The following is a 22984-nucleotide window of genomic DNA, read 5'->3' on the forward strand; positions in this document are numbered from 1 at the left end:
ACGTTGCGGCAGAAGATGACGTCGTGGCGGGCGTTGTCGACGGGTTCGTCCAACAGGTTGGCGCGGGCGAAGCTGACCACGCGGGCCAGGTCCGGCTTGACCCGCCACTGGTCTTCCTCGGGCTCGAACCAGCGCAGCATGGTCTTGGCGGTCAGGCCGCGCTGGATCTCGAAGCCGGTGTAGAGACCCTGCCGCGCCTTCTCGATCGCGCGGTGCGACAGGTCGGTGGCCACGACCTCGATGCGCGCGCCCGTCTCCAGCCCCGCCATGGCGATGGACCAGGCTTCCTGGCCCGTCGAGCATCCGGCCGACCACACCCGCACCTGGCCGGACGGCCGGGCGGAGGCCAACGCGGGCAGCAGTTCACGCTCGAACACCCGGAACGGCGCCCGGTCGCGCCGGAACCAGGTCTCGGGATTCAGAAGCGCCTCGATGACCGCCCAGCCAAGGGAGGCGACCGGATGGGCCCATAGGTTCGTCAGCAACGCTTCGACATTGGCGTAACCCTCGCGTCGCGCGATCGGACCCAGGCGGTGCTCGGCCAACTGCATCCGGTCGCGCTTCAGCCGATAACCGGCGCGCGTGGACATCAGCGTCTGCAACTTGTCGAAGTCGTCGGGCGTCATGCGGCGATGGCCCCGACCTCCGCCAGCTTGGACTGCAGGATCTCGCCGTCGAACGGCTTCATCACATAGTCGTCCGCGCCCGCGGCCAGCGCCTCGGCGATCCGGTCGGGCCGGGTCTCGATGGTGCAGAACAGCACCTTGGGCCGGTCGCCGCCGGGCAGGCCGCGCAGCCGCCTGAGGAAGCTCAGCCCGTCCATCACCGGCATGTTCCAGTCGACCAGCAGCACGTCGGGCATGGCCCCGGTGCAATAGGCCAGGGCCTCGGCGCCGTCCGCCGCCTCGTCGACCTCGTAGCCCAGGCCCTCGACGATCCGGCGCGCCACCTTGCGGATGATGCGGCTGTCATCGACGATGAGGCAGGTGGTGAGGTCCAAGGCCAGATGCTCCCGAAGACGGCGCGCGTCGGTTCGCCGAACCATCGCACAGCAGGATTATGGCCGTTCGGCGGTTAACGAGTCGTTGGGAAATCGTATCAGACCGGCATCCGCGCGACCATGACGACGCGGCCGTCTTCAACTTCAAGATGCAGGGCTCCGGCCGCCTCCTTGACCGTCAACCACAGCCAGTAGGGCTGAATCCACTGGCCCGCCAGTCCTTCCGTCAGTCGTTCGCCCTTCAGACCGGTCAGCGCTTCCGGCTTCAGACGCGCGCGCGCACCCACGGCAAACCCTTCCAGGTAGAGTTGTTCGCCCTCGACCCGGCTCTGCACCACAGCCTCTCCGCCCAGCGGCAGGGCGCCGACCGTCAGATAGGCCAGGTTGACCAGGGCGCGGGCCTGCGGCTTGCTGAAATCGCCGTCCGCCACGCGCCAGTCCAGGGTCGCGCGTCCGCCCTCGGTCATGCCCGTGACCAGATCCTTCAGCTCCCGGGCGGTGAAGCGTTCGCTTGTCGTCGCCGCGCCGAAGGCGACGCGCGCGAAATGCACCAGGGCCACCAGCTTCTGCGCGCTCTGGGCGATCAGGCCCAGGGCGTCGTCGCGCATGTCCTGCGCGGTCGGATCGTTCAACAGGTCCAGGCCCGAGACGATGGCGCCGGACGGGCTGATGAAGTCGTGGCACAGTTTGGCCGCCACCAGCGTCGCCAACTCTGTTCCCTCGACGGACGGGGCTTCGGGGGCGGGGGAGGCGACGTCGGTCATGGGCGCGGTCCGGGGCGTTCGGGTCACAGTTCGTGTCGGGCGCGAACCTGACGTGATTTGTCGGTTCATGGAACCGCCGCGATGCTCTATCGACCGCCCGATGACGACCCCATCCAAGACCAAGCTGGCCCAAGACCTGAAATCCGGCGCGCTGTCCCTGACCCTGGCCGAGATCGCCGAGGACGCGGCCCGCGTGATCCTGCCCTTCTGGCGCAACGGCGCGGCGGTGGAGACCAAGGCCGACGACAGCCCCGTGACCCAGGCCGACCGCGCCGCCGAGGCGCTGATCCTGGAACGCCTGGTCGCCGCCTATCCGGGCGTACAGACCGTGGCGGAAGAGGCGGTCGCCGCGCAGGGCGCGCCGGAGGCGGCCGAGGGCTGGTTCTGGCTGATCGACCCGCTGGACGGCACCAAGGGGTTCATTCGCGGCGGCGAGGCTTTCACCGTCAACATCGCCCTGATCCACGACGGTTATCCGGTGGCCGGCGTCGTGACGGCGCCGGCCACCGCCACGACCTGGCGTACCGAGGCGCCGGGCGCCGGGGCTCTGCGCCGCCAGTTCGGCGACGTCCAGGAGGGAGAGGCCCACGCCGGGGCCGAATGGCGGCCGATCCGCGTGCGCGACCGACCCCAGGAAGGCCTGGCCCTGCTCAGCCACAGCGTCACCGACGAGGAGGCCGCAAGGCTGGCCGCACGGCACGGCTGCACACGCTGGCAGGGGACGGATTCCTCGCTGAAGTTCTGCCTGATCGCCGAAGGGCGTTTCGACGCCTATCCGCGCTCGGGTCCGACGTCCGAGTGGGATACCGCGGCGGGTCAGGCGGTGCTGGAAGCGGCCGGCGGCCGCGTCCTGGCCGACGACGGCCAGCGCCTGGCCTACGGCAAGCCGCGCTTCCTGAACGGCCCCTTCGTGGCCATGGGCGGCTAAAGCGAAATCGGTCGGGTCGGACGCGGTCCGACTCGGCTCGGATTTCGCTTCAGATCAACCGGCGCCTGATTCGCGGCATCCACGGAGCCGCTAAGCGCATCCACCTCATCCGGATCGGGTTCTAGGCCGCGGCACGCTCCTGGGCCGGCGCCGCGTGGGAGGCGGGCCGGCGGACGGGCAGGTCGAAGCTGACGGTGGTGCCTTCGCCTGGCGCGCTTTCCATCGTCAGGGCGCCGCCATGCATCTCGATCAGCGACTTGGTCAGGGCCAGGCCCAGGCCGGTGCCCTGGGTGGTCTTGGAATGCTGGCCCTCCACCTGTTCGAACGGGCGGGCCAGGCGCACGAGATCCTCAGGCGCGATGCCGATGCCGGTGTCGGCGCAGGCGACCCGCACACGCTCCTGGCCGTCGTCGCCGACGAAGGGGCTTAACGTCAGGGTGATCGACCCGCCATCGGGCGTGAATTTCACGGCATTGGAAATCAGGTTCAGCAGCACCTGCTTGACGCCGCGATAATCCGCCTGGATGTCCGGCAGATCGGCGGCGCGCACCGCGATGGTCAGGCCCGCCTCCTGAACCTTGCCGCGCATCAGGCGCACGGCGTCCTCGCAGACCTCCTTCAGCGACACCGCCTCATAGTGCAGCGTCATCTTGCCGGCCTCGATCTTGGCCATGTCCAGAATGTCGTTGATCAGGCTGAGCAGGTGCTGGCCCGACTTCAGGATGTCGCCAGCATAGCCCTTGTAGCGCGCATCGCCCAGCGGACCGAACATCTCGGCGGCCATGATCTCGGAGAAACCGTTGATGGCGTTTAGCGGGGTGCGCAGCTCGTGGCTCATATTGGCCAGGAATTCGGACTTGGCCTGGTTGGCGGCCTCGGCGCGGGTCATGGCGACCTCGTACTTGCGGGCCAGCAGGCTCAACTGCTCGCGGCTGATCTCCAGCTGGTCCACCATCTGACGCAGGTGGTTGGCGGCGCGGTTACGCTCGGCCTCCTGACGCTTGATGGCGGTGATGTCGGCCGCCGTCACGACCGAGCCGCCTTCGGAGGTGAAGCGCTCGTTCATCTGCAGCCAGCGGCCGTCGTTCAGCTCCAATTCGCGGCGGCCCGCGCGGTTGTCGACCGGCGGGTGGTCGGCCTTGATGGCCAGGGCGGCGATGCGGTTCAACTCGTCCTTCATCGCCCCGCGTCTGACCACGCCGGGTTCGAAACCAAAGGCGTCGACGAAGGCCTGATTCCACAGGATCAGCCGGCCCTGGCGGTCGAACAGCACAAAGGCGTCCGAAATGCTCTCCACCCCGTCGCGCAGCCGGCTCTCGGCGGCTTCGGCGCGCACCTTCGCGCGGCGGGCCTCGGTGATGTCCAGCGCCACGCCCAAGATGGCGGAAAAGCCGTCGTCGTGTCTCTGCCCGCGCGCCTGGCCGCGCGCGTCGATCCAGCGCACACCGCCCTTCTCCAGCGGCACTGGGAAGGTCACCTCGAAGGCGCCGTAGGCGGCGGCCTGGCGCAGGGCGTGGGTCACTTCGTCCCGATAGCGCGGATGGATGCGCTCCATCACCGCCGCCGTGTCGACGACCCCACCCTGGGGAAAGCCCAGCATGGCGGCCATATAGTCCGACAACGTGACCTCATCGCCCTCCAGATCCCATTCCCACACCCCGCACCGTGCGGCCTCCACGGCGATTCGGAAGCGTTTCTCGGCAGACGCCAGTTCGCGGCTGGCCTTGGCCCGGCGCCAGCGCTGGAACAGCAGCAGAGCCAAGACGCCCAGTCCCAGGATCACCGGCGCGGCCAACACCCAGGCGTCGCTCAGCAGGGCGACCACGCCCGCCGGCGGGGCGGGGCGGGCGGCCACGGCGAACAGGCTCGTTCCATGAACCGCCGCCGCAGCCGCCGCGGCGGAGCGTCCATCGACCATGACCGACCGGGCGCCGTCGTTCGCCGCCAGTTCGGATGCGCGCGCCCCGATCGCCGGAGCCCCCGGCTGGCCGATCTCGTTCGCGTCGGTCGAAGTCAGGATCCGGCCGTCGGAACCCGTCAGCCGCAGGGTCGCCGTTTCGAACCGCGTCGGTAGCACGACCACGCGCGCGCTCATCTGCGGTCCGCCGACAATCAGGGCGCCGTCCTTGGCTCCGCGAAGGTCGCCGGCGCCTGCACGCGTCTCGAAGGCCGGGGCCTCTGCGCCCTCCATCGCCATCGGCTCGCCGCCGGAATCGCGCACGATGAACGCGGCCGTCGGCGCCGTCCGCCGGGCGGCTTCCACGGCTTCGAGCGGCGCGCCGCCTCGGTCCAGCACCGCCAGGCCCGCCGCCAGCCCGGCCTGGGCTGCATCCAGCCGCAAGCGGGTATGGACGGCCAGAAGCTCGGCGGCCTGAACCACGGTCTCTTCGCGCAGGGTTTCGGCCTCCCGCGCCGGGCGTCCGACCTCTCGCGCGGCCAGGAGAACATAGGCTGCGGCCGCCAGGGCCACGACCAGAACCGCGACCCTCAGCCGGGCAGGCGTGCCGGCGGCGCGATCCGAGGCGCGTCGCCCCGGCGTCTTTCCGCGCCGCTCGTTGCCTGGCAAGGCGATCTCCCGACCCGATTCCTGTGTGAGGGGAATCTAGGCTGCGTCGCGGATTCGTGTCGAGGCTTGGTTTGCGGTGTTTTGCGCTCAGGCCGCGGCCGCCGGCGCCTCTCCAGGCACGCGCGTGACGGCCTCGGTGATCTCGCGCGCCTGCCGCGCCAGCGCCAGCACAGGCGGCGGGGCCTCTTCGGGGGATTCGGCGACGAGATCCATCAACCGTTCGGCCAGATGCAACAGGCGCGGCGTGGCGGCGATCAGGCGCGCCTGGAACTCGATCCGTTCGGGGTCGCGATCATATTCTGCGCCCGGCACCCGCCAGCCGCCCCAGTCGGCCTGATCGGTGACCACCACCGGATAGCTGCCGGGATAGGGATGATGAAGACAGTCTTCCTCCGACTGCCATTTGTTGCGGGCCCGCATGAGACGCCACTGGTTCAAGTCGTTGGCGGCCGGATCGTCGACCGCCAGCTGAAGCTCCGCCCCGGCGAAGTCCCGGCCCAGGCCGACGTCGTAGGTGACGCGCACCGGCTCGTCGAAGCCCTTGGCCCAAACGGGCTGGACCTTCTCGATGTGGGCCCAGGCGCCGACGCACTCGACCCAGACCTTCTGCCCCTTCTGGAACTGCGCGCGCGCCATCCGCCGTCTCCCCGCCTGGTCCGCAGCGTGACAGGATGAAGACGCGGCCTTAGCGTCCGGTTCGCGGATACGGTGAAGAAAGACTGAAGGCCCGCACCCCCGGTCGAGCCGCCTCAGCTGCGTGAAATGCTTTCCAGCGTTTCGCCCGCGTACTTCTCCTTCACCCGCGTGGAGAGATCGCCCAGCGAGACGACGCCCACGACCCGCTCGTGCTTGTCGACCACGGGCGCGCGGCGGATCTGGCGGCCGCTCATCAGGTCCAGCACGGTCTTAAGGTCGGCGTCGTCTCGCACGGTCTGGGCGTCGCGGCTGATGTATTCGACCACCGGCGAATCCGGGGACGCGCCGGCCGCCACGGCCCGCACCACGATGTCGCGATCCGTTATCGTGCCGATCAGCCGGTCGCCCTCAGCCACGGGGATGAAGCCGAAGTCGCCACGGGCCATGCGGTCCGACACCTCGCGCAGAGTGTCTCCGGGGCGGGCGATATGCACATCGCGGGTCATGACGTCGCGAACCTTCATGGTGAAACTCCCTTGGCTGCGTTCGACCGGATCAACCCGCGCGAACGGTCGAGGTTCCGGCCGGCCGCCTCAGGCCTTGCGCGCGTCGAAGGCGGCGCGAGCGGCCTCGATCCGCTCGATGTTCGCTTCGGCCCATCCCCACACGCCGCAGAAGGCCTCGGCCAGCGTCAATCCCAGATCGGTCAGTCGGTACTCCACCTTGGGCGGTATGACCGGATGCACCGTGCGCACGACCAGTCCGTCGCGTTCCATCAGCCTCAGCGTCTGGGTCAGCATCTTCTGGCTGATCCCGCCGACCAGATCGCCCACCCGGCTGAACCGTTGCTCGCCATGTTCGGCCAGCACCTCCAGCACCAGCATGGTCCACTTGTCCGCGACACGGCCGATGACGTCGTTGACCAAGGCTTCCACGCGCGGATCGGCGACGGCTCCGGTTTCCGGATGAGCAATTCGAGCAGGAGGAGCAGCCGCCATATCCAAATCTTTCTCATGAGTAAGTATGGCGCTTTTCGGTGCCTACTTTCCATTGGGGGGGATGGGTTCTACCTCCGCCCGCATTCCCGCGAAAGGATTCATCATGAACATCACCGGCAACACTATCCTGATCACCGGCGGCGGCACGGGCATCGGCCGGGCCCTGGCCGAGGCGCTGCACGCGCGCGGCAACCGCATCATCATCACCGGCCGCCGCGAGGCGGTGCTCAAGGAGACGGCCGAGGCCAACCCCGGCATGGCCTGGGCGACCCTGGACGTCGAAGACGCCGCGGCCGTCCGCGCCTTCTGCGAGCAGGTGACGAAGGACCATTCGGACCTCAACGGGGTGATCCTGAACGCGGGGATCATGAAGGCGGAGGATCTGACGGCCGACCCGTTCGACCTGGCGACGGCGGAGTCGACCATCGCCACTAATCTGTTGGGGCCGATCCGGCTGACCGCCGGCCTGTTGCCGCATCTGAAGGCCCAGCCGTCGGCCTTCGTCATGACCGTGACGTCGGGCCTGGCCTTCATCCCGCTGACGGCGACGCCGACCTACAACGCCACCAAGGCGGCCATGCACAGCTGGAGCATTTCGCTGCGCCACCAGCTTCGTCATACCTCGGTCGAGGTGCTGGAACTGGCCCCGCCGGCGGTCGCCACCGACCTGATGCCCGGCCATGCGGAAAACCCGAATTCCATGCCCCTGGCTGACTATGTCGCCGAGGTGACGGGCCTGATCGAAAAGGGCGACACGCCGCGCGGCGAAATCCTGGTCGAGCGGGTCAAGCCGCTGCGTCAAGCCGAGACCAGCGGAAACTGGGACACGGTGTTCGCCGCCTTGAACGGCCGCTGATCGTCAGCCGTCGAACTCCGCCAGGATCGGGCAGGGCCCGTTCCCGGCGGCGCCGCACTTTTGCGCCAGTCGCCGCAGCGCGGCCCGCGCCGTCTCAAGTTCGGCGATCCTGACGTCCAGTTCTGCGATCCTCTCCTGCGCCAGGGCCCGGGCCCTGGCGTGGTCGTGCCCGGCATCCAGCGCCAGTAGTTCGCCGATCTGCTCCAGGGTGAACCCAGCCGCCTGGGCGGAGCGGATGAAGCGCAGGCGACGCGCCTCCGTCTCTCCGTAGCGCCGGACGCCGCCGGTCCCGTCCGGCGTCGGCATGAGGCCGCGTCGTTGATAGTAGCGCACCGTCTCCACGCCCACGCCGCCGGCGCGGGCCAATCCGGCTATCGTCACGCTCATTCCTTGACTCCGTACCATGGTCCGCACCCGACATGGGGCCAATCTCGCCTCGCGAAAGGTCCAGGAACCGTGACGATGAACGCCGAAAAGACAGCCATTTTGTACCGCATGGTCATGGACAAGCACGTTTGTCCGTGGGGCCTGCGGGCGCGTCACCTGCTGAAAAGCCACGGCTACGTCGTCGATGACCGCTGGCTGACCACGCGCGAACAGACAGACGCCTTCAAGGCCGTCTATATCCAGAAGCGAGAGCTGAAATGCGCCTGCGTCGGCGGCGACAGCAACGTCCCGCTGGGCTTCCTGTCGCTGACCGAGAACGTGATGATGGTGCTGATGGCGGCGTGGATGGGCTGGATGGCGTGGGTCTGACGACCCAACGCCGCCAACGCGCCTAGCGGTCTCCCGTAGAGCGAGAGATCGCCGCCCGCATTCCCTCGGCGTGAAGCGCACCGGATGGGGCGATCTTGTTGTTTGGCGTCTCCACGGGCCCGGTGTTGGCGTCGCGGCGCTCCGGCCCGCGCCAGCGTGGATTCTCGGCCTTGCGCTTGACGGCTTCCGACAGGTTGCGTGTGGCCTTTTCCGCGGGGTTCTTTCGCGCCGTCGCGCGTCGTGCCTCGACCTCGGCCGTCACGCGCTGCACCGCTTCGACCAGCAGAGCCTTCTTCTGTCGCGCGCCGGTGTCGGGGCGGGGGTGTCGGCGTTGCGGGTCCGGGTGCGGATCATGCGCTGCACCCGGTCTCGCCGCGCGCGCAGTCGCTTCTGCAGATCGGTCAACTGCGTTTGCGACACGCCGTCCAGATCACGGCTCTGAGCGACCAGTTCGCGTTCGCCTGCATCCAAGGCGCGGTCTTCCTGACTCTTGGTCATGAAACTTCTCCCTGTTGTTGATGCGAGAGAAGCGCTGGCCGGGACAGGCCGTTCCGGGTTTGCGACGCTCGGTCACGGTCGGCGCGCATCAAATGGGCCACACCTTGACTTTGTGCGGCGTTGCGCCCATTTGCGCTGCATCGCACAATCGCGATCTCCGGCGTCTCCAGCGCGTGTGGGTCTTTTCAGACCTGTCTGTAGCAGCCGCCGGCCCCTCAAGTTCATTCGCTGCCCGGACACGCGGGGCGGCGCCCGATCCACCCCGCAGGCTTCATCCTGAAGCCCCCTCGGGACTGGCGGAGCGCGGCCCTTCGGCGTCATGCCATGGCTGAAAGCGCCCTGCCGCACGCGAAAGACAGACTGCTTTGAGCACCACCTTCGACTCCATGGGCCTGAACAAGGCCCTTCTCCAGGCGCTGGCGTCGGAAGGCTACACCAAGCCGACCCCGATCCAGGAAAAGGCCATCCCCGACGTCATGCAGGGCAAGGACCTGCTGGGCATCGCCCAGACGGGCACCGGCAAGACCGCCGCCTTCGCCCTGCCGATCCTGCATCGCCTGGCCGAGAACCGCACCCCGCCCGTGCCGCGCACCACGCGCGCCCTGATCCTCAGCCCCACGCGCGAGTTGGCCAGCCAGATCGGCGACAGCTTCAAGGCCTACGGCGCCCATCTGGGCTTCCGCGTGGCGGTGATCTTCGGCGGCGTGAAGTACGGCGCCCAGGAACGCGCCCTGCAGCAGGGCCTGGACATCCTGGTCGCCGCGCCGGGCCGCCTGCTGGATCACATCCAGCAGAAGACGCTGGACCTGTCATCGACCGAAATCTTCGTCCTGGACGAGGCCGACCAGATGCTGGACCTGGGCTTCATCAAGCCCATCCGCCAGATCGTCAGCCGCATGCCGGCGCGTCGCCAGAACCTGTTCTTCTCGGCCACCATGCCGACCGAGATCGGCAAGCTGGCGGGTGAACTGCTGAAGGATCCGGTCAAGGTCCAGGTCACGCCCCAGTCCACCACCGTCCAGCGCATCAAGCAGTCGGTCGTGCACATCGAGCAGGGCCGCAAGCGCGCCCTGCTGACCGAGCTGTTCAGCGATCCGGGCTTCACCCGCTGCCTGGTCTTCACCAAGACCAAGCACGGCGCCGACAAGGTCGCGGCCTATCTGGAGGCCGGCGGCGTCGAGGCCGGCGCCATCCATGGCAACAAGAGCCAGCCCCAGCGCGAGCGCACGCTGGAAGCCTTCAAGAAGGGCAAGTTGCGCGTCCTGGTCGCCACCGACATCGCCGCGCGCGGTATCGACGTGGACGGCGTCTCGCACGTCGTGAACTTCGAACTGCCCTTCGTGCCGGAAGCCTATGTGCACCGCATCGGCCGCACGGCCCGCGCCGGCGCCGACGGCACCGCCATCAGCTTCGTGGCCGGTGACGAGATGAAACTGCTGAAGGACATCGAGAAGGTCACGCGCCAGAAGATCCCGGCCGTCGACCGCCGCAATGACAAGCAGCTGGCCCAGCTTGACGCCTCCATCATGGCATCCGGCGTCGGCAAGAAGGCGACGCTGCCGGAGCGCGAAGGCGGCGAACGCAACGAGGGCGGCCGCGGTGGTCGCGGACGTCGCAACCCGCATCGTGACGGCGTTCGTCCCGAGGGCGGCGGCCAGCCGCACCGCCAGCGTCGTAATCGTGGCGGTGGAGAGACCGCTGCGGCGCCCCGGCCCGAGCGGACCTACAATCCGATGGCCGGAGAGACCACCACGCCGCGCGAACCCAAGCCTGTCGGCGAGATGAAGCGGCGACCGCGCCGCCGTCGTCCCTCGAACGGCGGCAAGGGCTACAGCTCCGCCCAAGGCTGAAACTCTCTCGCCGCAGGACGGTGAATCAAAAACGGCGGCTCCTGGAAAGGAGCCGCCGTTCTCATGTCAGGCCATCGACGACCTTAGAAGTTCCAGGTCGCGCCCAGCGAGAAGCCGACACCGGAGCCCTTGGCCTCGCCGCGCAGAGCGGAGACCACCAGGCCGTTGCCGTACAGGTCGCGGGTGTCGTTGATCGTCGCCGTGTCGATGTCGATGTAGGTCACGGCGCCGTCGAACGTCATATTGCCCATCGTCTTGGACAGGCCGGCGGCGTAGAGCCAGCGGTCGCCGTCGGGGATGCGGGCGGTGCGGTGGTCGTCCGGGGTCGGCGTGGGGTCGTAGCCGATGCCCGCACGGACGGTCATGGTCGGATCGATCATGTAGTCGAAGCCGATCGCGCCCGTGGTGACGTCGTCATAGTCCTGGACGATGGTCGAACCGCCGCCGGTGTAGGCCACGCGGATGGCGTCGAACTCGCTCCAGCCGATCTGGTTGACCTGAGCGTTCAGCGTCAGACGGTCGTTGACCGCATAACGGGCCGAAACGGTGGCGTACCACGGCGTGGTGAAGGTGGCGGCGCCGTCGGTCGAGACGTTGGCGCCGGCCAGCAGGCCGGTCAGGCCCGAGATGTTCACCGAGCCTTCAAGCTCGTGCTCGATCTCCGAACGATAGGACAGACCCAGGTCCAGCTTGCCGAAGTGCATCTGGGCGCCGGCGTTCCAGCCGTAATCCCAGCCGTCGCCTTCCAGCTGGTTGCGGCCGTCCGTCGCCGGGTCGATGACGTAGGCGGGCGACAGCACGGCCGGAACCGGCACGTTCGGCAGAGCCGAGCTCAGCGTCGCCTTGGCGTACTGGGCGTCGAAGCCGGCGCCGACGTCCAGCCAGTCGGTAACCTGCATCGCGGCGACCAAGCTGACGTTGGCCGAGCGCAGTTCCGAGGTCAGGGCGTCATAGCGCGCGAAGTCGGTCGGCTCGTACTTGGTGGTGAAGTTGTAGGGGGCCTGCACGGCCAGGCCGACGTTGAAACGATCGCCGATCGGCATCGACACGGCGAAGTTCGGCACGATGCCGCTTTCGACTACGTCATGGACGTGCGGATCGCCGTTGACGGCTTCGGTGTTGCTGATGACGCCGACGCCCGTCACCGGGACGTTGTAGGTCAGGCTGGAGCCGCGGTCGTCGACGTCGGAATCGAGGATCAGGCCGTGCGCGCCGACGTAGAGCTCGCGCTGGGTTCCGGCGATGGCGGCCGGGTTCCACCACAGCGATTGCACGCCCTTGTCGGCGCCCACGCCGGCGTTGGCGCGACCCTGACCGCGGGTCGATTGCTCCTGCACATAGAAGGAGCCGGCGAAGGCCGGGGCGGCGACGCCGGCCAGCAGGGCGGACGTGAGGGCGATCCCGCCGAGGCGAGTGATGTTCCTGGGATTCATGACCAATCCTAATACAGTCCCGCCGTCGCGCAGCGGGTTCGGGGAGAGACGGTGCCGCAGCGCTTCCGACACGAAAACGTTGCATGCGAGGCCGCTCTCCGCCCTGAAACGGGCGAAACCGTGGCGCCGGAACCGCACACCATCACGGCTTCGAGAGGTTACGCAGCGGCAACATCAGTGCCTGAATGCGTCCCAGACGGATCAAATCTTGCGTCGTCCAAGGCGGCGCCGACACGGCCCAGGGGGAAGCCGGGCTTGAGGTTTTGTGCTATGAAGACCATCTGTGGCGAACGGTTTTCGCCGCGCCCCACATCATCGCAGACACATTTCATGTACGAAACGCCCGAACTTGACACCGACGTCATGGTCCGCTCCAGCGCCATCCGCATCCACGACGCGGAAGCGTTCGAAGGCATGCGCAAGGCCGGCCGGCTTGTGGCCGAGGCGCTGGACATGATCGCGGAACACGTGAAGCCCGGCGTCACCACTGGCGAGATCGACGACCTGATCCGCGAGTTCACCTTGGACAACGGCGGCCTGCCGGCCTGCCTGGGCTACAAGGGCTACGAGAAGACGGTCTGCACCTCTATCAATCACGTCGTCTGCCACGGCATTCCGGGCGATCGGGTGCTGAAGGACGGCGACATCGTCAACATCGACCACACCGTGATCGTGGATGGCTGGCATGGCGATTCCAGCCGGATGTACGGCGTGGGCGAGGTGCCGACCCGCGCGAAGAAGCTGGTCGACGTCACTTATGAGTCGCTGGAACTCGGCCTAGCCCAGGTGAAGCCAGGGAACACCTTCGGCGACATCGGCTTCGCCATCCAGAAGTTTGTCGAGGCCCAGCGCATGAGCGTGGTGCGCGACTTCTGCGGTCACGGCATCGGCCGCATCTTCCACGATAGCCCCAACGTCCTGCATTACGGCCGCAAGGGCGAGGGCGCGACCTTGAAGGCGGGCATGTTCTTCACTGTCGAGCCGATGGTGAACCTGGGCAAGCCGCACGTGAAGGTCCTGTCGGACGGCTGGACCGCCGTGACGCGCGACAAGTCCCTGTCCGCCCAATGCGAACACACGGTGGGCGTGACCGAGGACGGCGTGGAAATCTTCACCGCCTCACCCAAGGGCCTGTTCAAGCCGGTCTGACGCCTCTGGCGGCGCCTCGATGTTCCGCCTAGGTTGCCAGGCGGAGGGCTGGGATGCTGGAAGAGGCCGCACCGCGACCGCAAAGAATGACGCCGCGCCACGGCGGGCACCGCGACCGCCTGCGCGAGCGCGCGGCCAAGGGCGGGCTGGGCGCCCTGCCGGACTACGAATTGCTGGAGCTGCTGCTGTTCCGCAGCGTGCCCTACAAGGATACCAAGCCGCTGGCCAAGGATCTGCTGGCCCGGTTCGGCGGACTGGAGGGCATCGGCGCCGCCAGCCACGAGGCGGTGGAGGATGTGGTCGCTCGCGCCCTGGGCTATGCGCCCGGCAAGGCCACGCGCGCGGTGGCGCTGGACCTGCAGCTGATCTTCGACGTGACACGCCGGATCGCGCGCGAGCCGACGGCCAAGCGGCCGGTGATCTCTTCCTGGTCGGCGCTGCTGGCCTATGTCCGGGTAGCGCTTCAGCATGAGCCGCGTGAGCAGTTCCGGGTGCTCTATCTCGACAAGAAGAACCAGCTGATCCTGGACGAGGTCCAGAACCGGGGCACGGTGGATCACGCTCCGGTTTATCCGCGCGAAGTGGTGCGTCGGGCGTTGGAGCTGTCGGCCAGCGCGCTGATTCTGGTGCACAATCACCCGTCCGGCGATCCGACGCCCAGCCGTGCCGACGTCGAGATGACGAAACAGGTTGTCCAGGCCGGGCTGGCCCTTAACGTGGAGGTTCACGACCATCTGGTCGTCGGCCGCGACGGCGTGGCCAGCTTCAAGCAACTGGGACTGATGTGAGCGGACCGATCCTGACGACCCCGCGCCTGACCTTGTCGCCCGTGACGGCGGCGGACCTGGGCGACCTCCTGGCTCTGTGGTCCGATGAAACCTTCACCCGGCACATCATGGGCCGCGGGCTGAGCGAGGAAGAGGTGTGGTTCCGCCTGCTGCGCGACCTGGGCCATTGGGCCGCGCTGGGACATGGCAACTGGTCCGTCCGGCTGACGGAAGGCGGCGCCTATGTCGGCAGCGTTGGCGTGTTCGATTATCGCCGCGCCCTGGATCCTCCGTTTGTCCACCCGGAACTGGGGTGGGGCGTCGCGCCCGCTTTCCAGGGCCAGGGCTACGCCGGCGAGGCGCTCACCGCCGCATTGGACTGGGCGGACGCCCATCTGTCGGCGGAAGCGACCGTCTGCATGATCTCGCCTGACAACCACCCCTCCGTTCGGTTGGCCCAGGGCGTCGGCTATGCGCCCTATACGGAAGCCGACTACAGGGGCTCGGCGGTGCGCCTGTTCCGACGGCCGCGCGGCGGCGTAGGCGGCGGTTAAGGTTTATCTGGCAGGATCGGCGCATAGAGTTCGAGAGTATCCGCCCATGCCCATGTCCGTGGACACCCTGCGCCAGCATCTGGAAGACGCCTTTCCCGGCGCGGAGATCGCGATCGAGGACCTGGCCGGCGACGGCGATCACTATCGCGCCCGCATCGTCTCGGCCGCCTTCGCCGGCGTTCCGCGCGTTCGTCAGCACCAGATGGTCTATGCCGCGCTGAAGGGGCAGATGGGCGGCGAACTTCATGCCCTGGCGCTGGAAACCGGCGCGCCTTCCGGAGCGGCGTGAGCGATGCGCTACCGGCCTTACGGAAGTTCGGGCGCCGCCGTTTCGAACTTGACCCTTAGTCTGGGTCAGCAGACCCTGACGCGTGGCCGGGGCGCGGCGCTGGACCTGCTCTACACGGCGTTGGAATGCGGCCTGAACAGCTACAGGCTCGAGGCGGCGGATCCGGTGGTGGCCGAGGTGCTGGGCGAGGCGCTGTCGCACGTCGACCGAAAGCTGGTGTCGGTGGCGCTGACCTTGGGCGTCGGCGACGGCAGGAAGCCGCAGCGCGATTTTTCGGCCCAGGGAATGACGGCCGCGATCGACCGGGTGCTTCATTATTCCGGCCTGGGCTGGATTGATCTGGCGACGTTGGAGGAACCGGCTGAGGACGAATTGCCGCGATCCTCGCTGGAGGCCCTGAAGGCCATGCGCGCGACGGGGCGCGTCAAGCTGCTGGGCGTCGCGGGGGGCGGGGAGGTGATGGACGCCTATGTGTCGACCGGCGCCTTCGACGCCCTGCTGACGCCGTTCGACCTGAACTCCGGCTGGCCGGTGCGCCATCGCATCCGCTCGGCGCGGGAGCAGGACATGGCGGTGTTCGCCTATGACTATTTCACCGACCGCCGCAAAGGCCGTCGCGGCCCGCCGGCGCCGGTGAAGAAGGGCTTGTTCGGCTTTGGCCGCACGCCCGATGGACATCCCGACCGCAAGGGCGGAAACGACGCGTTCGGCTTTCTTTACCGCACGCAGCACTGGACGGCCGAGGCGATCTGTCTGGCCTACGTGCTGACCGATCCCAGCATCTCCAGCGTGATCGTGCAGGCCGACGACGTCGAACGGCTGAAGACGCTGGCGGCCACGCCGGAACGCGATCTGCCGCCGGGGTTGTCGGCTCAGATCGAAATGGCGCGGGTCAGTCGCGCCGCCTGACCTTGACCCGGTGGCGGCCGGCGCCTAGCTGACGGGCTTGTAGAAAAGGGCCTTCCAGTGAACGACACCGCGACCCAAGCCGCTGATCCCGTCCACGCCTTCATCGCCGATACCGTGAGCCAGCACGACGTCGTGCTGTTCATGAAGGGCACGCCGGACCAGCCGCGCTGCGGCTTCTCCTCGCTGGCGGTCCAGATTCTGGATCACGTCGGCGCGGCCTTTGTTGGCGTCGATGTTCTTCAGGACGAGTCGCTGCGCGAAGGCATCAAGGCCTTCACCGACTGGCCGACCATCCCGCAGCTCTATGTGAAGGGCGAATTCGTCGGCGGCTCCGACATCGTGCGCGAGATGTTCCAGTCGGGCGAGCTTCAGGCCCTCATGTCCGAGAAGGGCGTGGTCCTGGGCGAGGCCTGATGGCGCGCGCGATCCTGGAGCCTCGAACGGACCGGGAACTGTTTACGGTTCCTCTGGAGGTCCGCGACGAGCACATCGACGCCAACGGCCACGTCAACAATGTGGTCTATGTAGGCTGGCTTCAGGATGCAGGCACGGCGCATTGGAACGCGCGTTTCGACGAGGACACGCGCGCCCGATGGTCGTGGGTCGCCCTGCGTCACGAGATCGACTATCTGCGACCCCTGCCGCCCGGTTCGCAGGGCGTGACGGCCCGCACCTGGGTCGGCGACCCCCAGGGGCCGCGCTTCAACCGATATGTGCGGATCGAGGACGCCCAGGGTCGCGTGTGCGCCCAGGGCGTCTCCGAATGGTGCCTGGTGGAAAGCCGGAGCCTGCGGCCCGCCCGTATCCCGGCGGAGCTGCTGGGACCGTTCCAGGCCGGCCCGGTCACTTCAACGGATTGAGGATCCGCGTCGGCGTTCCGGGCTCCAGGCCCAGGTCGGCGTAGGTCCAGCGCAGTTCGACGCCGTCGGCGACCAGCGCCTTGCACATATCCTCGCGGGTCCGCGTCAGAGTGATGTCGGCGGGAGAGCCGTCCGCCACCGACAGTTCGAAGTCCGAGGCCTGGGTGCAGCCGTTGGAGTCCACTCGGACCACCAGGGCGCCGTCCTCGAACCGCGCCCCCCGGATGGCCTCGGCCGCCGTGAACTTGACGTCCCCCATGTTGACGCGGACGGTCTCGCCCGCCTCGTTGCTATAGACGACGCAGCCGGCCAGCAGCGGGGCCGCCAGCGCTCCAGCGGCTAGAACTTTGAGAACAGCGCGCATTACCGAGCCGCCTCCGCGGCGGGAGCGGACACGACGCGGGTGGTCGGCTTTTCCGTGGCGATGATGATGCAGCCGCTGAGCAGCGGAGCGGCGATGGCGATGGCGATGGCGAGACGAAGCATCTGGTGTGTTCCCCTAATGAAGCTTGATCCTTTTGTGGCGCGGCCAGACGCGGGGCACACGTGAAAAAACGGCAAGCTGGATGAACAATCGGCAAGGTCGGGCTTGATCGAACCGGGGCGGGCCATAGCTAGAATCATTCTCCCCTGACGCCGGACGCCTTTCATGAGCCTGTTGTTCTCGCCCCGCACGGTCGGCCCCCTGACGCTGAAGAATCGCATCGCCATCGCGCCGATGTGCCAGTATTCGGCGGTGGAGGGCGTGCCCCAGCCGTGGCATGTGCAGCATCTGGGGCGGCTGGCCGTCTCCGGCGCCGCCCTGGTGATCGTCGAGGCGACGGGGGTGGAGGCGGCCGGGCGGATCACGCCGGACGACGTCGGCCTGTGGAACGACGCCCAGGAAGCGGCCTTCGCCGACATCATCCGCAGTCTGCGGACCTATTCCGACACCTCCATCGGCGTGCAGCTGGCCCATGCTGGGCGCAAGGCCTCGACCGCGGCGCCATGGAAGGGCGGCCAGGCCCTGAGGGCGGACGAGGGCGCATGGACGACCTTCGGTCCATCGGCTGTCGCGTTCAGGGAAGGATGGCACACGCCCGTCGAGATGGCCGAGGCGGACATGGACCGGGTCGTCACGGCCTTCGCCGACGCCGCCCGTCGGGCGGATCGCGCCGGCTTCGATCTGGTCGAACTGCACGCCGCCCACGGCTATCTGCTGTGTGAGTTCCTGTCGCCCATTTCCAATCAGCGAACCGATCAATACGGCGGCTCGGCCGAGAACCGCGCCCGATTCCCCCTGCGCGTCGCCAAGGCCGTTCGCGACGCCTGGCCCCGGACAAAGGCCCTGGGCGTCCGCTTCAACGGCTCTGATTGGGTCGACGGCGGCGTGGCGCTGGAGGAGGTCGTGGCCTTCGGCGCGGCGATGCACGACTTGGGATACGATTATCTGCATCTCACATCGGGCGGCAACGTCCCTCGCGCCGACATCCCCGGCGACGAGCCCGGCTATCAGCTACGCTTCGCCGAGGCGGTGAAGGCGGCCGTGCCGGAGGCCAGCGTCATGGCCGTGGGCATGATCTTCGATCCGCACCAGGCGGAACAGATCGTCGCCTCCGGTCAGGCCGACCTGATCGCCATCGCGCGCGCGGCGTTGGACGATCCGAACTGGCCGCATCACGCCGCCGTCGCCCTCGGCCAGGCCGAACACCTGCCCGTCCAGTACGAACGCGCGGGTAAGACGACATGGCCCGGCTACGGCCGGACCGTCTGACCGGTCAGGCGGCCGCGGCGCCGCTCCAAAGGGTTCTGGCCTCGAGCTGGATCAAGTCGTCAGCCACCGGTTTGGGGCGGCCCAGCAGATAGCCCTGGGCCTCGGTGCACCCCTGGTCGCGCAGGAAGGACAGCTGCTCCAGCGTCTCCACCCCCTCGGCCAGCACCGGAATCTCCAAGCTTTCGCCCAGCGCCAGCACGGCGCGGATGATGGCCGAAGACTGGGGGCCGCCGTCCAGTTCGGACATGAAGGACCGGTCCAGCTTGATCTTGTCGAACGGGAAGGCGCGCAGCGTCGACAGCGACGAATAGCCGGTGCCGAAGTCGTCCATGGCGATCGACACGCCCAGCGCCTTGAGCTGGCGCAGAATGTGGGTCGTCCGCTCCATGTCGCTGATCATCGCCGTCTCGGTGATCTCCAGTTCTAGCCGGGTGGGCGACAGGCCGGTCTCGACCAGGATCTGATGGACCAGCCGGGGCAGGTCGACGTGGCCCAGCTGGACCGGCGACAGATTGACCGCGATCTTGTGCGGCATGGCCCAGCCGGCGGCCTCGGCGCACGCCTTGCGCAGCACCCATTCGCCGATCGGCAGGATCAGGCCGCTTTCTTCCGCCAGCGGGATGAAGTCGGCGGGCGAGATGAAGGCGCCGTCGGGACGGATCCAACGCAGCAGCACCTCGTAACCCGTGATCTCTCCGGTCTCGACTGACGCCTGGATCTGCCAATTCAGGCTGAATTGGTCCTGGTCCAGCGCCTCGCGCAACTGCTGCACCATGCGGCGGCGGTTGCGGACGGCCTCGTCCATCGCTTCCTCATAGAAGCATACGTCGTTCGTCAGCGAGGCCTTGGCCCGATACATGGCCAGATCGGCGTCATTGATCAGGGCCGAGATGTCGGTCGCGTCGTCCGGCCACAGGGCCACGCCGACGCTTGCGCCACAGGAGACCTCGGCGAAATCCAGGTCCACGGGCGCGGTGATGGCGCCGCGCAGACGGTAGGCCAGGTCAAGCGCGTCGGCGCGCTCGACGACGGGCGCGACGGCCACGAACTCGTCGCCGCCCAGGCGCGCCACGAACTCGCCCGGCTTCAGCGCGGCCTTCATGCGTTCGGCGATGCGGACAAGCAGTTGGTCGCCCGCCGCGTGGCCGTGGATGTCGTTGACCTCCTTGAAGCGATCCAAATCGATCGCCAGCAGGGCGACGCGCGGATGGGTGCTGGTTTCGCCGATCTGGCGGCTCAGCCATTCCAGGAAGCTGGCGCGATTGGGCAGGCCGGTCAGGGCGTCGTTGCGGGCCAGGTGGGCGATGCGTCGCTCTTGCGCCAGGCGCGCGCGCAGGTCGCGCACGGCGTAGATCATGAAGGGGGCGTCGCTGGCCTGCTGATCGTCGCGGCGCGCGGCGATCTCCACGGGAATGATCGCGCCGTTGGGCCCCTTCAATGAAGCCTGGACCAGGGCGCCGATCGCCAGGCTCTCGAAGTCCTCGATCCAGCGCGCCAGCCGATCGCCCAGCAGGGCTCGGTGGTCGACGCCCGCCAGCGTGGCGAAGGCGGCGTTGGCGGCCAGGATGCGGCCGTTCTGCTCGACGACCATGCCGTCGACGCTGCCTTCCATCAGCTGTTCGAGATGCGCCTTGGCCTGAGCGCGCGATTGCAAATCCAGGGCGTGGCTGGCCAGGCCGGTGCCCAGCACCAGCAGGCCCACGCCCGCGACCGCGAAGGCCATCGCCAGCTTCGCCTCGGACCCGGTCACCGCACCAAGGTCGGCGCCCAACGGGATGACCGTCATCGCCGCCATGCCGGTGAAATGAAGCGCGACGATTCCGGCGACCATCAGCAGAACCGCGCCGAGCAGACCGCCGTTGCGCCCGGCGGCGCAGGCGCGGTTGAAGGCCGCGGCGCCCAGAACAATCGCTCCTGCCATCGACGCGGCGACATAGGCCGCCGACCAGTGCACCACGGCTTCGGCCGCGAAGGCCGCCATGCCGGTGTAGTGCATCGCCGTGACGGTCAGGCCGAACAGCGCGCCGCCGACCTCTGGCGCAAAGCGGCACCGGCGCGAGGCCACGGACAGCGCAAGCGCGCTGCCGGCGATGGCCACGCCGAGCGAGGCGCCCGTCAGCAGCGGTTCGTAGGCGACGTCGACGCCCGGCTGATAGGCGATCATCGCCACGAAATGGGTGCACCAGATGGTCGCGCCGGTGGCGACGGCGGCCATGAACGTCCAGGCCGCCCGCGCGCCGCGTTCGGCATGGCGCAGGCGTTGGAACAGCCTCATCGTGATCAGCGAGCCCAAGATGCACAGGGCGGCGGCCAAGCCGACGAGCCACAGGTTGTGATCGTCGGTCAGACAGGAAAAAAAGCGCATTACTGATCCCGAGGGGAGGTGGGATCAGTCCTCTATGCCGCGAAACTTAATCGAGGCCGCAACGATCACGGCTAACGAAAAGCTAAGCCGTCAGGTCTGGGGCAGCTGATAGGGATTGTTGACGCTGACCGCTTGGCCCGGCGCCAGGCCCAGTTCCTCGAAGGACCACTTCACCTCGACCCCGTCGATCTCGGGATCGCGGCACTTGTCCTCGTCCAGGCGGCGCAGGGTGATGATCGCGTCGCCGCCCTGGATGGTGACGATCGGGATCAGGTCTTCTTTGCGGGTGCAGCCGTTGGAACTGACCCAGAAGATCGCCTCGTTGCGGGTGAAGGCGGCGGCGTGGACGGGCTCCAGCGCGCCCGGCATTCCGGCCGTCGACACGCTGGGCGCGACGGTTCCGGCGCAGGCGGCCAGGCTCGCCGCAATGGCGAGGCCCAAGGATGCGCGTGCGATGGCGGCTCGCTTCACCGGCCGGCGGTCTCCCATGCCCAGGATCCTCAATTCGCGCAGAATGCTCCCATTCGCGCGGGAAGGGAACATCTGGAAAGCAAAAGGCCCCGGACGTATCCGGGGCCCCGAAGTCTTGCGGTAGCGCCTTCGTTTAGGAGGCGTAGTATTCGACGACCAGGTTCGGCTCCATCTTCACCGGATACGGCACATCGGCCAGTTCCGGAGCGCGCACGAAACGCACCGAGAAGCTGCGGTCGGCCAGCTCCAGATAGTCCGGAACATCACGTTCCGACGACTGCTGGGCTTCCAGCACCAGCGCCATGTTGCGCGACTTTTCCTTGACCGAGACGACGTCGTCCGCCTTCACGCGGTAAGAAGCGATGTCGACCTTCTTGCCGTTGACCAGCACGTGGCCGTGGCTGACGAACTGGCGGGCGGCCCAGACGGTCGGGACGAACTTGGCGCGATAGACCACCGCGTCCAGGCGGGCTTCCAGCAGGCCGATCAGGTTCTCCGAGGTGTTGCCCTTGCGACGGGCGGCCTCGGCGTAGGTCTTGGCGAACTGCTTTTCGGTGATGTTGCCGTAGTAGCCCTTCAGCTTCTGCTTGGCCTTCAACTGCAGGCCGAAGTCCGAGACCTTCGACTTGCGACGCTGGCCGTGCTGGCCGGGGCCGTAGGAGCGCTTGTTGACCGGGGACTTCGAACGGCCCCACAGGTTTTCACCCATGGCCCGGTCGATCTTGTACTTGGCGCTATGGCGCTTGGACATTCTGTTCTCTTTTCAACGATGCGGCCCGGCGTCCCCTGAATTGGGAATGCGATCTCAACGGCGGTCCACGCATCTTCCGTCATCAATCCCGCCTGCCGGAGACCGGAGGCGTGGAAGGCGGCGCTTATGGCCAGGGCCGGCCGCGGAGTCAAGCGCCACGGGCGTTAAGCACGATGGGCTGGAACGACAGTCTGCCGATATGGGTTTCGCCTCCCGCAACCGCCCATTGCGACGGGAGAAAGGATGAAGGCATGGGACCGGAGAGCAAGAGCTTCCAGACCGGGCTGTCCGGCCCGACATTCGAGGCCCTGAAACGCCGCCTCGTCGACCTGGTGGAGCCGCTCAGCGACACCCAGCTGCTCGAATTGGCCGACGGCATTCACGACATGCTGCGCCAGCGCCGCAGCGTGCGCAGCCATCATGCCCAGCGGATGGGTGAGCGGACGCGGCGCCTCCCTGATCTGGGCCATTGATGCGAAAACGCCCGCCGAACGGATCCGGCGGGCGCTTCTGCTAACGGTCGACCGACCAACCTTACTTGGCGGCGGCGTACAGTTCGTTGACCTTGTTCCAGTTCACCACCGACCAGAACGACTTCAGATAATCGGCGCGGCGGTTCTGGTACTTCAGGTAATAGGCGTGCTCCCAAACGTCGGCGCCCAGGACCACGGCGCCCTTCTCGTCGGCGACGTCCATCAGCGGGTTGTCCTGGTTCGGCGTGGAGGTGATCTTCAGCTTTCCGTCCTGAACGATCAGCCAGGCCCAGCCAGAGCCGAATTGCGCGGCGCCGGCGGCGTTGAAGTCTTCCTTGAACTTGTCCATGCCGCCCAG

29 protein-coding genes and 1 pseudogene are annotated in these 22984 nt (G+C 67.8%); 13 read left to right on the plus strand and 17 right to left on the minus strand.

Features of this window, described 5'->3' with window-relative positions; all coding sequences use genetic code 11:
- The 3 genes from B2U11_RS01855 to chpT form a co-directional block, all read right to left on the minus strand.
- Window positions 1-626: CheR family methyltransferase (locus B2U11_RS01855; protein WP_292069396.1), on the minus strand; the 626-nt coding region annotated here is incomplete at its 3' end.
- Window positions 623-1000, minus strand: a complete 378-nt coding sequence (locus B2U11_RS01860; RefSeq protein WP_292069399.1) for a response regulator — start codon at window positions 998-1000, stop codon at window positions 623-625. The genes B2U11_RS01860 and B2U11_RS01855, both read right to left, overlap by 4 nt.
- A gap of 98 nt (window positions 1001-1098) precedes the next feature.
- Window positions 1099-1764: a histidine phosphotransferase ChpT gene (gene chpT, locus B2U11_RS01865; protein WP_292069401.1), complete on the minus strand. Its 666-nt coding sequence runs from the start codon at window positions 1762-1764 to the stop codon at window positions 1099-1101.
- 100 nt (window positions 1765-1864) lie between these two features.
- Between chpT and cysQ the strand changes: the two genes are divergently transcribed.
- Window positions 1865-2692: a 3'(2'),5'-bisphosphate nucleotidase CysQ gene (cysQ, locus tag B2U11_RS01870; RefSeq protein WP_292069403.1), complete on the plus strand. Its 828-nt coding sequence runs from the start codon at window positions 1865-1867 to the stop codon at window positions 2690-2692.
- A gap of 121 nt (window positions 2693-2813) precedes the next feature.
- On the opposite strand, the gene B2U11_RS01875 is transcribed toward cysQ, so the two are convergent.
- The 4 genes from B2U11_RS01875 to B2U11_RS01890 form a co-directional block, all read right to left on the minus strand.
- A complete protein-coding gene (locus B2U11_RS01875) occupies window positions 2814-5258 on the minus strand; it encodes a PAS domain-containing sensor histidine kinase (RefSeq protein ID WP_292069405.1) in 2445 nt (814 codons plus the stop codon).
- Window positions 5259-5345: 87 nt separating this feature from the next.
- Complete coding sequence (locus B2U11_RS01880; RefSeq protein WP_292069408.1) at window positions 5346-5894, minus strand: hypothetical protein; 549 nt, start codon at window positions 5892-5894, stop codon at window positions 5346-5348.
- A 113-nt stretch (window positions 5895-6007) separates the two neighbouring features.
- The gene (locus B2U11_RS01885; RefSeq protein ID WP_292069412.1) at window positions 6008-6418 is read right to left on the minus strand and encodes a CBS domain-containing protein; all 411 of its coding nucleotides are present in this window, start codon (window positions 6416-6418) and stop codon (window positions 6008-6010) included.
- Between the two features lie 69 nt (window positions 6419-6487).
- On the minus strand, window positions 6488-6892 hold the full coding sequence (locus B2U11_RS01890; protein WP_292069413.1) for a winged helix-turn-helix transcriptional regulator: 405 nt from the start codon (window positions 6890-6892) through the stop codon (window positions 6488-6490).
- 103 nt (window positions 6893-6995) lie between these two features.
- Between B2U11_RS01890 and B2U11_RS01895 the strand changes: the two genes are divergently transcribed.
- Window positions 6996-7748 (plus strand): SDR family oxidoreductase, encoded by a 753-nt coding sequence (locus tag B2U11_RS01895; RefSeq protein WP_292069415.1) that lies wholly within the window; start codon window positions 6996-6998, stop codon window positions 7746-7748.
- 3 nt (window positions 7749-7751) lie between these two features.
- Here B2U11_RS01895 and B2U11_RS01900 read toward each other — a convergent pair whose 3' ends face one another.
- Entirely contained in the window at window positions 7752-8135 is a 384-nt protein-coding gene (locus tag B2U11_RS01900; protein WP_292069418.1) for a MerR family transcriptional regulator, read from the minus strand.
- 222 nt (window positions 8136-8357) lie between these two features.
- Between B2U11_RS01900 and B2U11_RS15700 the strand changes: the two are divergent.
- Window positions 8358-8504 (plus strand): annotated as a pseudogene (locus B2U11_RS15700) (glutaredoxin); the annotation flags it as partial.
- Window positions 8505-8526: 22 nt separating this feature from the next.
- Here B2U11_RS15700 and B2U11_RS01910 read toward each other — a convergent pair.
- On the minus strand, window positions 8527-8766 hold the full coding sequence (locus B2U11_RS01910; RefSeq protein ID WP_292069424.1) for a hypothetical protein: 240 nt from the start codon (window positions 8764-8766) through the stop codon (window positions 8527-8529).
- The gene (locus tag B2U11_RS01915; RefSeq protein WP_292069426.1) at window positions 8763-9002 is read right to left on the minus strand and encodes a hypothetical protein; all 240 of its coding nucleotides are present in this window, start codon (window positions 9000-9002) and stop codon (window positions 8763-8765) included. Before B2U11_RS01915 ends, B2U11_RS01910 begins: the two co-directional genes overlap by 4 nt.
- A gap of 386 nt (window positions 9003-9388) precedes the next feature.
- Here B2U11_RS01915 and B2U11_RS01920 point away from each other — a divergent pair, with 386 nt between their 5' ends.
- Entirely contained in the window at window positions 9389-10852 is a 1464-nt protein-coding gene (locus B2U11_RS01920) for a DEAD/DEAH box helicase (protein ID WP_292069461.1), read from the plus strand.
- An 83-nt stretch (window positions 10853-10935) separates the two neighbouring features.
- Here the strand turns inward: B2U11_RS01920 and B2U11_RS01925 are convergent, their stop codons facing one another.
- Complete coding sequence (locus B2U11_RS01925) at window positions 10936-12285, minus strand: OmpP1/FadL family transporter (protein WP_292069428.1); 1350 nt, start codon at window positions 12283-12285, stop codon at window positions 10936-10938.
- A 330-nt stretch (window positions 12286-12615) separates the two neighbouring features.
- On the opposite strand from B2U11_RS01925, the gene map reads away from it, so the two are divergent.
- Genes map through B2U11_RS01960 form a run of 7 tightly spaced genes read left to right on the plus strand, consistent with a single transcriptional unit; the run spans window position 12616 to window position 16813 of the window.
- Entirely contained in the window at window positions 12616-13434 is an 819-nt protein-coding gene (map, locus tag B2U11_RS01930; RefSeq protein WP_292069430.1) for a type I methionyl aminopeptidase, read from the plus strand.
- Between the two features lie 53 nt (window positions 13435-13487).
- Window positions 13488-14222, plus strand: a complete 735-nt coding sequence (gene radC / locus B2U11_RS01935) for a RadC family protein (RefSeq protein ID WP_414632926.1) — start codon at window positions 13488-13490, stop codon at window positions 14220-14222.
- A complete protein-coding gene (locus B2U11_RS01940) occupies window positions 14219-14755 on the plus strand; it encodes a GNAT family N-acetyltransferase (protein ID WP_292069434.1) in 537 nt (178 codons plus the stop codon). The genes radC and B2U11_RS01940 overlap by 4 nt, the downstream gene beginning before the upstream one ends.
- A gap of 46 nt (window positions 14756-14801) precedes the next feature.
- Window positions 14802-15044 (plus strand): BolA family protein, encoded by a 243-nt coding sequence (locus B2U11_RS01945; protein WP_292069436.1) that lies wholly within the window; start codon window positions 14802-14804, stop codon window positions 15042-15044.
- A gap of 48 nt (window positions 15045-15092) precedes the next feature.
- Window positions 15093-15953: an oxidoreductase gene (locus B2U11_RS01950; protein WP_292069439.1), complete on the plus strand. Its 861-nt coding sequence runs from the start codon at window positions 15093-15095 to the stop codon at window positions 15951-15953.
- A 57-nt stretch (window positions 15954-16010) separates the two neighbouring features.
- Window positions 16011-16367 (plus strand): Grx4 family monothiol glutaredoxin, encoded by a 357-nt coding sequence (gene grxD, locus B2U11_RS01955; protein ID WP_201217084.1) that lies wholly within the window; start codon window positions 16011-16013, stop codon window positions 16365-16367.
- Entirely contained in the window at window positions 16367-16813 is a 447-nt protein-coding gene (locus B2U11_RS01960) for an acyl-CoA thioesterase (RefSeq protein ID WP_292069443.1), read from the plus strand. Before grxD ends, B2U11_RS01960 begins: the two co-directional genes overlap by 1 nt.
- Here the strand turns inward: B2U11_RS01960 and B2U11_RS01965 are convergent.
- Together B2U11_RS01965 and B2U11_RS01970 are read right to left on the minus strand one after the other, a co-directional pair.
- A complete protein-coding gene (locus B2U11_RS01965; protein WP_201217078.1) occupies window positions 16797-17177 on the minus strand; it encodes a hypothetical protein in 381 nt (126 codons plus the stop codon). The two genes, B2U11_RS01960 and B2U11_RS01965, sit on opposite strands and share 17 nt — an antisense overlap.
- Window positions 17177-17299 (minus strand): hypothetical protein, encoded by a 123-nt coding sequence (locus B2U11_RS01970; RefSeq protein WP_292069447.1) that lies wholly within the window; start codon window positions 17297-17299, stop codon window positions 17177-17179. The genes B2U11_RS01965 and B2U11_RS01970 overlap by 1 nt, the downstream gene beginning before the upstream one ends.
- 163 nt (window positions 17300-17462) lie before the next feature.
- Here B2U11_RS01970 and B2U11_RS01975 point away from each other — a divergent pair, with 163 nt between their 5' ends.
- Window positions 17463-18566 carry an NADH:flavin oxidoreductase/NADH oxidase gene (locus B2U11_RS01975; protein ID WP_292069449.1) on the plus strand — a complete coding sequence of 368 codons (1104 nt, stop codon included), beginning with the start codon at window positions 17463-17465 and terminating at the stop codon, window positions 18564-18566.
- Between the two features lie 4 nt (window positions 18567-18570).
- Here B2U11_RS01975 and B2U11_RS01980 read toward each other — a convergent pair whose 3' ends face one another.
- The 3 genes from B2U11_RS01980 to rpsD form a co-directional block, all read right to left on the minus strand.
- A complete protein-coding gene (locus B2U11_RS01980) occupies window positions 18571-20931 on the minus strand; it encodes a bifunctional diguanylate cyclase/phosphodiesterase (RefSeq protein WP_292069451.1) in 2361 nt (786 codons plus the stop codon).
- A 90-nt stretch (window positions 20932-21021) separates the two neighbouring features.
- The gene (locus B2U11_RS01985; RefSeq protein WP_201216791.1) at window positions 21022-21420 is read right to left on the minus strand and encodes a hypothetical protein; all 399 of its coding nucleotides are present in this window, start codon (window positions 21418-21420) and stop codon (window positions 21022-21024) included.
- 115 nt (window positions 21421-21535) lie between these two features.
- Window positions 21536-22153, minus strand: coding sequence for a 30S ribosomal protein S4 (gene rpsD / locus B2U11_RS01990; protein WP_201216789.1), 618 nt, complete (start codon window positions 22151-22153; stop codon window positions 21536-21538).
- 251 nt (window positions 22154-22404) lie between these two features.
- On the opposite strand from rpsD, the gene B2U11_RS01995 reads away from it, so the two are divergent.
- Entirely contained in the window at window positions 22405-22626 is a 222-nt protein-coding gene (locus B2U11_RS01995; protein ID WP_201216787.1) for a hypothetical protein, read from the plus strand.
- 61 nt (window positions 22627-22687) lie between these two features.
- Here the strand turns inward: B2U11_RS01995 and B2U11_RS02000 are convergent.
- Window positions 22688-22984 (minus strand): superoxide dismutase (locus B2U11_RS02000; protein WP_292069459.1); only part of this gene is annotated, 297 nt, incomplete at its 5' end.

Origin of the sequence: Brevundimonas sp. UBA7534 (genome assembly GCF_002479325.1) — a bacterium.
Taxonomy (GTDB): domain Bacteria; phylum Pseudomonadota; class Alphaproteobacteria; order Caulobacterales; family Caulobacteraceae; genus Brevundimonas.